The organism is Rugamonas violacea, from assembly GCF_016461825.1.
Classification (GTDB): Bacteria; Pseudomonadota; Gammaproteobacteria; order Burkholderiales; family Burkholderiaceae_D; genus Rugamonas.
This window is the reverse complement of record NZ_JAEMNU010000006.1, coordinates 1-7539: the sequence shown is the minus strand read 5'-3', so window position 1 is coordinate 7539 and position 7539 is coordinate 1. Positions and strand designations below refer to the sequence as shown.

At 66.7% G+C, this 7539-nt stretch carries 7 protein-coding genes; 5 read left to right on the top strand and 2 right to left on the bottom strand.

Annotation, left to right across the window (positions count from 1 at the left end; all coding sequences use genetic code 11):
- The 3 genes from H7U20_RS01340 to ppnP form a co-directional block, all read left to right on the top strand.
- Positions 1 to 1832: hybrid sensor histidine kinase/response regulator (locus H7U20_RS01340; protein ID WP_233410422.1), on the top strand; the 1832-nt coding region annotated here is incomplete at its 5' end.
- The gene (gene cheB, locus H7U20_RS01335; protein ID WP_199517821.1) at positions 1829 to 2866 is read left to right on the top strand and encodes a chemotaxis-specific protein-glutamate methyltransferase CheB; all 1038 of its coding nucleotides are present in this window, start codon (positions 1829 to 1831) and stop codon (positions 2864 to 2866) included. The genes H7U20_RS01340 and cheB, both read left to right, overlap by 4 nt.
- 107 nt (positions 2867 to 2973) lie before the next feature.
- Positions 2974 to 3288 carry a pyrimidine/purine nucleoside phosphorylase gene (ppnP, locus tag H7U20_RS01330; RefSeq protein WP_199517820.1) on the top strand — a complete coding sequence of 105 codons (315 nt, stop codon included), beginning with the start codon at positions 2974 to 2976 and terminating at the stop codon, positions 3286 to 3288.
- A 31-nt stretch (positions 3289 to 3319) separates the two neighbouring features.
- On the opposite strand, the gene murB is transcribed toward ppnP, so the two are convergent.
- Complete coding sequence (gene murB / locus H7U20_RS01325; RefSeq protein ID WP_199517819.1) at positions 3320 to 4345, bottom strand: UDP-N-acetylmuramate dehydrogenase; 1026 nt, start codon at positions 4343 to 4345, stop codon at positions 3320 to 3322.
- Positions 4346 to 4497: 152 nt separating this feature from the next.
- On the opposite strand from murB, the gene H7U20_RS01320 reads away from it, so the two are divergent.
- Together H7U20_RS01320 and H7U20_RS01315 are read left to right on the top strand one after the other, a co-directional pair.
- Positions 4498 to 4983: a YajQ family cyclic di-GMP-binding protein gene (locus H7U20_RS01320; RefSeq protein WP_199517818.1), complete on the top strand. Its 486-nt coding sequence runs from the start codon at positions 4498 to 4500 to the stop codon at positions 4981 to 4983.
- A 198-nt stretch (positions 4984 to 5181) separates the two neighbouring features.
- The gene (locus H7U20_RS01315) at positions 5182 to 6435 is read left to right on the top strand and encodes a nitronate monooxygenase (protein WP_199517817.1); all 1254 of its coding nucleotides are present in this window, start codon (positions 5182 to 5184) and stop codon (positions 6433 to 6435) included.
- Positions 6436 to 6524: 89 nt separating this feature from the next.
- Here H7U20_RS01315 and H7U20_RS01310 read toward each other — a convergent pair whose 3' ends face one another.
- Positions 6525 to 7436: an exopolyphosphatase gene (locus H7U20_RS01310; RefSeq protein ID WP_199517816.1), complete on the bottom strand. Its 912-nt coding sequence runs from the start codon at positions 7434 to 7436 to the stop codon at positions 6525 to 6527.
- Positions 7437 to 7539: the final 103 nt, after the last annotated feature.

Sequence of the window (7539 nt, the reverse complement as noted above, 5' to 3'; positions counted from 1 at the left end):
CTCCGCCGGCCGCTGCGACCGCTACGCCGGCGCCGGCGCCGCCTGCCGCGCCGCAGCCGACCGCCACCGAAGAGCCGGCGACGGCGACGCGCCAGCCGGCGCCGTCCAAGGTCGCCCACAATTTCGACCGCCTGTTGTCGCTGGCCAGCGAGTCGCGCATCAACGCCCACCAGATGCATCCCTTCATCCAGGACCTGCAACGGTTCAAGCGCAACCAGGCCAGCCTGTTCGTCCAGCTCGAACAGCTGCACGAGGCCATCGCCAACGGCAGCGACGCCGCGCTCAAGGAAAAGTCCCAACTGGCGCTGCAGAAGGCCCATCCGCTCAAGCAGTTCGTGCTCGAGCACATCGCCGCCGTCGAGTCCTACGAGCGGCGCGTGCTGGCCGTCGCCGGCGGCCTGGTCGACGAGGTGCTGACGCTGCGCATGCGTCCCTTCCGCGACGGCGTGCAAGCCTTCCCGCGCATGGTGCGCGACCTGGCGCGCGGCATGGGCAAGGAGGTCAGCCTGCGCATCGTCGGCGAGGAGACCCTGGTCGACCGCGACATCCTGGCGCGCATCGAAAGTCCGCTCAACCACATCCTGCGCAACGCCGTCGACCACGGCATGGGCACGCCGGCCGAGCGCGCCGCCGCCGGCAAGCCGCCCAACGGCAGCATCGTGCTCGAGGCGCGCCACCGCGCCGGCATGCTCAGCATCGAGATCAGCGACGACGGCGCCGGCGTCGACCTGGAGCGGATCCGCCTGGCCGTGGTCGAACGCGGCATGGCCGGCGCCAGCATGGCCGCCGCGCTCAGCGCCGCCGAGCTGCTCGAGTTCCTGTTCCTGCCCGCCTTCAGCCTGAAGCAGTCGGCCAACGAAATCTCCGGCCGCGGTGTCGGCCTCGACATCGTCCATGAGACCATCCGCCAACAGAACGGCACGGTGCGCCTCGAGTCCGAACTGGGACGCGGCTTCCGCACCGCCATCACGCTGCCGCTGACCCAGTCGGTGGTGCGGGCGCTGGTGGTCGACATCAAACAGGAGGCCTATGCCATCCCCATCGTCAAGGTCGAGCGCGTGCTCAAGGTGGCGCAGGACGCCATCCACACGCTGGAGAACAAGCAGTTCTTCACGCTGCGGGACGAGCACCTCGGCCTGGTCTCGGCCGCCCAACTGCTCGAACTGGGCGAGATGGACGCCGGCGCCGGCGAGCTGCCGGTGGTGCTGATCGGCGGCGCCGGCCGCCGCTACGCGCTGGTGGTCGACGCCGTCCGTGGCGAGCAAAGCCTGGCCGTGCAGGCGCTCGACCCGGTGTTCGGCAAGATGCGCGACATCTCGGCCGCCGCCCTGCTCGACGACGGCGAGCCGGTGCTGATCCTCGACGTGCCCGACCTGCTGCTGTCGATCGAGAAGCTGCTGCACGAGGGCGGCCTGCACCGCCTGGCCCGCGCCGACCAGGCGGCGCGCCGCAAGACCAAGCGCATCCTGGTGGTTGACGACTCGCTCACCGTGCGCGAGATGGAGCGCAAGCTGCTACAGGGCCGCGGCTTCGAGGTCGACGTCGCCATCGACGGCATCGACGGCTGGAACGCGGTGCGCGGCGGCGGCTACGACCTGGTCGTCACCGACGTCGACATGCCGCGCATGGACGGCATCGAGCTGGTCGGCCTGATCAAGAAGGACCTGCACCTGCACCTGCTGCCGGTGATGATCGTCTCCTACAAGGACCGGCCGGAGGACCGCGCCCGCGGCTTGGCCGCCGGCGCCGACTACTACCTGACCAAGGGCAGCTTCCACGACGAGACCCTGCTCGACGCCGTGGTCGACCTGATCGGCGAGGCGCGCCGATGAAAATCGCCATCGCCAACGATGTCGCCATGGCCGCCGAGGCGCTGCGCCGCGTCGTTGCCAGCACCGCCGAACACCAGGTGCTGTGGATCGCCCGCAGCGGCCTGGAGGCGGTGCGCCTGTGCCAGGAGCAGCGCCCCGACCTGATCCTGATGGACCTCAACATGCCCGGCCTCGACGGCGTCGAGGCGACCCGCCAGATCATGCGCCTGTGCCCCTGCGCCATCCTGGTGGTCACCGGCCGGCCGCAGGACAACGTCGACCAGGTCTTCCGCGCCCTCGGCGCCGGCGCCCTCGACGTCACCGCCACGCCGGTGCTGCAGGGCCTGGCCGGCGGCACCGCCGAGCTGCTGGCCAAGATCCGCACCATGGACAAGTTGATCCGCCACAGCGGCGGCAGCCAGGCGCTCAGCCCGCGCAACGGCAACGGCCACCCGGCCGGCCCGCCGGCCGCCGTCAACGCGCTGGTGGCGATCGGCGCCTCCACCGGCGGCCCGGTGGCCGTGGCCAGGATACTCGGCGCCTGGACGCCGCCGCCCGGCTGCGCCGTGGTGGTGGTACAACACATCGACGAAAATTTCGCCGACCACTTCGCCCGCTGGCTGGGCGACCAGGTCGCCATGCCGGTGCGCGCCATCGCCGAGGGCGACGAACTGCTGGCCGGCGGCGTGCTGATCGCCAAAAGCAACGACCACTTAGTGCTAGATCAAAAGCATCGCTTGCGGTACGATGCAGCTCCCAAGGACTATGCCTACCGGCCCTCGGTGGATGTGTTTTTCCACTGCGTGGCCAAGCATTGGCACGGCGACGCGGTCGGCGTACTGCTCACCGGCATGGGCCGCGACGGCGCCGAGGGCTTGCTGGCCCTGCGCCGCGTCGGCCACACCACCATCGCCCAGGACCAGGACAGCAGCGCCGTCTACGGCATGCCACGCGCCGCCGCCGAACTCGACGCGGCGCAGCTGATTTTGCCGCTCGACCGGATCGGCCCGGCGCTGCGCGGCAGCCTGGGCGCGACGGCGGCCGCCAACAAGTGAGTCGCCGGCAAGCAGTTTTTTTGACGCCGCCCCAGCGGCCGGGCAACCCCGTGTGGTCGACGCGGCCGCCCGCCCTCCCCTTCGAACCAGCCTAAGGAAATCGCAGCATGAGTGCACAATTTGAACAAGTCAGCGTGGTCAAGAAGTCCAACATCTACTTCGACGGCAAGTGCGTCTCGCACAGCATCGTGCTGGCCGACGGCAGCAAGAAGACCATCGGCGTGATCTTCCCCTCCACGCTGACCTTCAACACCGGCGCGCCGGAAATCATGGAAGTGATCGGCGGCGTGTGCAAGGTCAAGCTGGCCGGCGCCGGCGACTGGACCACCTACGCGGCGGGCCAGCAGTTCCAGGTCGGCGCCAACAGCCACTTCGAGATCGAGACCGTCGAGACGCTCGACTACGTCTGCCACTTCGGCTGATCGGCCGCCGTCACAACCGCCGCGCCGCGCCTCAAACGAACACCGGCTCCGGCTCCAGCCGCACGCCGTAGCGCGCCGCCACATCGTCCTGGATGGCGCGCGCCAGCGCCATCACTTCGGCGCCGGTGGCGCCGCCGTTGTTGACCAACACCAGCGCCTGGCGCGGATACACGCCGGCCGCGCCCAGGCTCTTCCCCTTCCAACCGCATTGGTCGATCAACCAGCCGGCCGCCAGCTTCTCGCTGCCATCGGCCTGGCGGTGGTGCACCAGCGCGGGAAACGCCGCCAGCAGGTCGGCGCACTGCGCCGCCGTCACCACGGGATTCTTGAAGAAACTGCCGGCGTTGCCGACCACGGCCGGGTCGGGCAGCTTGCGGCTGCGGATCGCGATCACGGCGGCGGCCACCTGGCGCGCGTTTGGCTGCGCCAATTCCTGCGCGGCCAGCTCCTGCGCCAGCTCGGCGTAGCGCAGATTCGGCTGCCAGCGGCGCGGCAGCGCGAAGGTGACGTCGACGATGATGAGCTGGCAGCCGGGCCGCTTGAACACGCTGTCGCGGTAGCCGAACTGGCAGGCGGCGGCGTCCATGGCGAACGTTGCGCCGCTGGCGGGGTCGAACACGGTCAGGCTGTGCAACAGCTCGCGCGTCTCGGCGCCGTAGGCGCCGATGTTCTGGATCGGCGCCGCGCCCACCGTGCCGGGGATCAGCGACAGGTTCTCCAGCCCGCCCCAGCCCTGCCCCAGCGTCCACTGGACGAACTGGTGCCAGTTCTCGCCGGCGCCGGCGCGCACGTAGTGAAACTCGGCGTCGCTGTCGACCAGCTCGCGGCCGGCGATGGCCATGTGCAGCACCAGGCCGGCGAAGTCGCCGCCGAGCACGATGTTGCTGCCGCCGCCCAACAGCAGGCGCGGCATGGCGGCCAGCGCGGCGTCGGCCAGCACGGCGCGCAATTGCTCGACCGAGGCCAGTCGCACATAGGCCTGGGCGCGGGCGGCGATGCCGAAAGTGTTGAGGGATTGCAGGGGGAAGTTGTGCTGGAGTGGGAACTGTGGATGCATGGGAAAGCCGATCAATTTAGTCGATTATAGAGCGAAACAGGCAAAAAACCAGCGCCAATATGGGGGCGCGCGGCCGGTTGTCCGTTAAAATGTCATCCTTTGCCGCGGCGCCGTGCGCGTGCGCCGCCCGCTCCACCTTTAAGGAAATCACCATGCCGTCGTTTGATGTAGTCTCCGAAGCCGATATGATCGAAGTGAAAAACGCTGTCGAGCAATCCAACAAAGAAATCTCCACCCGCTTCGACTTCAAGGGCAGCGACGCCCGCGTCGAGCAAAAGGAGAACGAGCTGACCGCCTACGCCGATTCAGAGTTCCAGCTGCAACAGGTGCGCGACGTGCTGACCAACAAGCTGACCAAGCGCAAGGTCGATGTCCGCTTCCTCGACGACGGCGACATCAAGAAGATCGGCGGCGACAAGCTCAAGCAGATCATCAAGATCAAGAACGGCATCGAGTCCGACGACGCCAAGAAGATCGTCCGCGTCATCAAGGACAGCAAGATGAAGGTGCAGGCCAGCATCCAGGGCGAAGCGGTGCGCGTCACCGGCGCCAAGCGCGACGACCTGCAGGCCGCCATGGCCATGCTGCGCAAGGACGTGCCGGACATGCCGCTCGAGTTCAACAACTTCCGCGACTGATTCCGCCGGAGCGGGCCGCCGGCTCCTCCGCGCCCGAGCGGCGGCCGCACAGCGCGCCGCCGACGCCGCGCGCCGTCACAGAACGGTAGTCTACATGGGGTAAAATGCTGTTTGAGCCCCATGTCAGGCCCTGCTGCGCGAGCGCAACAGACCTGGGCGCGAGCGCCCAGCGACAAACCACGGTAGTTAAGGATAGCAATGAAACGTGTTGATGATTTCCGCCTGCGATTTGGCAAAAACGAGTATGTGCCCATCATGGTTGGCGGAATGGGTGTGGATATTTCGACCTCGGAACTGGCGCTGGAGGCGGCCCGCCTGGGCGGCATCGGCCACATCTCGGACGCCATGGTGGAGGACGTCTCCGACCGCCGCTTCGACACCAGCTTCGTCAAGGACAAGACCAAGCTCTACAAGTTCAACATCAACAATTCCGACAAGGCCGTGGTGCAGTTCGACCTGGGTCGCCTGGCCGAGGCGCAACGCCTGCACGTCGGCGCCACCATGGAAGCGAAACAAGGCCCCGGCCTGATCTTCGTCAACTGCATGGAAAAGCTGACCATGAACGGTCCGCGCGAGACCCTGCGCGTGCGCCTCAACGCCGCGCTCGACGCCGGCATCGACGGCATCACCCTGTCGGCCGGCCTGCACTTCGGCTCCTTCGCGCTGATCGCCGACCATCCGCGCTTCCGCGACGCCAAGCTGGGCATCATCGTTTCCTCGGTGCGCGCGCTGCAGATCTTCCTGCGCAAGAACGCCAAGCTCGACCGCCTGCCCGACTTCATCATCGTCGAAGGCCCGCTGGCCGGCGGCCACCTCGGCTTCGGCATGGACTGGGCCGAGTACGACCTGCACACCATCACCGCCGAGGTCCTCGCCTACTTGAAAGGCGAGCAACTCGACATCCCGCTGATCGCCGCCGGCGGCATCTTCACCGGCAGCGACGCGGTCGGCTTCCTCGAGGCCGGCGCCGCCGGCGTGCAGGTGGCCACCCGCTTCACCATCACCCACGAGTGCGGCCTGCCGGCCAAGGTCAAGCAGGAATACGTCAAGGCCACCGAGGACGACATCATCGTCAACGGCATCTCGCCGACCGGCTACCCGATGCGCATGCTCAAGGGCACGCCGGCGATCGGCGCCGGCATCCGCCCGGGCTGCGAATCCTACGGCTACCTGCTCGACGCCACCGGCAACTGCGCCTACATCAATTCCTACAACCGCGAAGTGGCGGCCCACCCGAACGAGAAAACCGTCGTGGTGATGGACAAGACCTGCCTGTGCACCCACATGCGCAACTTCAACTGCTGGACCTGCGGCCACTACACCTACCGCCTGAAGGACACCACGCACAAGAAGCCGGACGGCGACTACCAACTGCTCAGCGCGGAACACGTGTTCAAGGACTACCAGTTCAGCGTCGACAACGCCATCGCCCTGCCCGAAAAAGAATTCTGATTCTGTGGCGCCAATGAAAACGGCACGGTCTGCGAAGACCGTGCCGTTTTTTCATTGGCGCGCCGCCACCGCGGCCCGCGCCGGCCCGCTCAGCCCTCCGAGTTGATCCGCTGGATCAGCGCGCCCAGCACCTCCTCGGCCAGCTCGTTGTCGACCTGGCAGGTGCCGGCGTTCTCGTGGCCGCCGCCGCCATACTCCAGCATCAACGCGCCGATATTGGTTTTCGACGTGCGGTTGAGGATCGACTTGCCGGTGGCGAACACCGTGTTTTGGTTCTTCAGTCCCCACAGCACGTGGATGGAAATATTCGTTTGCGGGAACAGCGCGTAGATGATGAAGCGGTTGCCGGCGAAGATCACCTCCTCGTTGCGCAGGTCCAGCACCACCAGGTTCTTGTGCACGGTGGCGCAGCGGCGGATCTGCTCCTTGCACTTCTCGTTGTGCTCGAAGTACAACTCCTTGCGCTCCTTCACATCCGGCAGGGCCATGATCTCGGCAATATTGTGGTTCTTGCAGTAATCGATCAAGTCCATCATCAGGTTGTAGTTGGAGATGCGGAACTCGCGGAAGCGGCCCAGGCCGGTGCGCGCGTCCATCAGGAAGTTCAGCAGGTCCCAATCCTGCGGATCGAGCACTTCCTGCTCGTTGAAGCGCGCCGCGTCGCCCTTGTCGACGGCCGCCATCATCTCGTCCCACGACGCCGGGAAGGCCTTCAGGCCGCCGTAGTAGTCGTACACCACGCGCGCCGCCGACGGCGCCTCGGGATGGATGATGTGGTTGCCGCGCTCGCCCTTGTTGCGGATCGTCTCCGACAAATGGTGGTCGAAGGCCAGATGCACGCCGGCGACGAAAGGCAGGTTGGTGGTGATGTCGCTGTCGTTGATGGCGATCTTGCCATCCTGCATGTCCTTCGGATGGACAAACAGGATCTCGTCGATCATGTCCAGATGTTTCAGGAGCACCGCGCATACCAGGCCGTCGAAATCGCTGCGCGTAACCAAGCGATATTTTTTATTGATTAGCGCTGATCTTCATCTTCGCCGAACTGTCCGGCCCGCCAATGGTCCAACCTGGTGTGGCACGACGCTGCGGATACCAACGGGG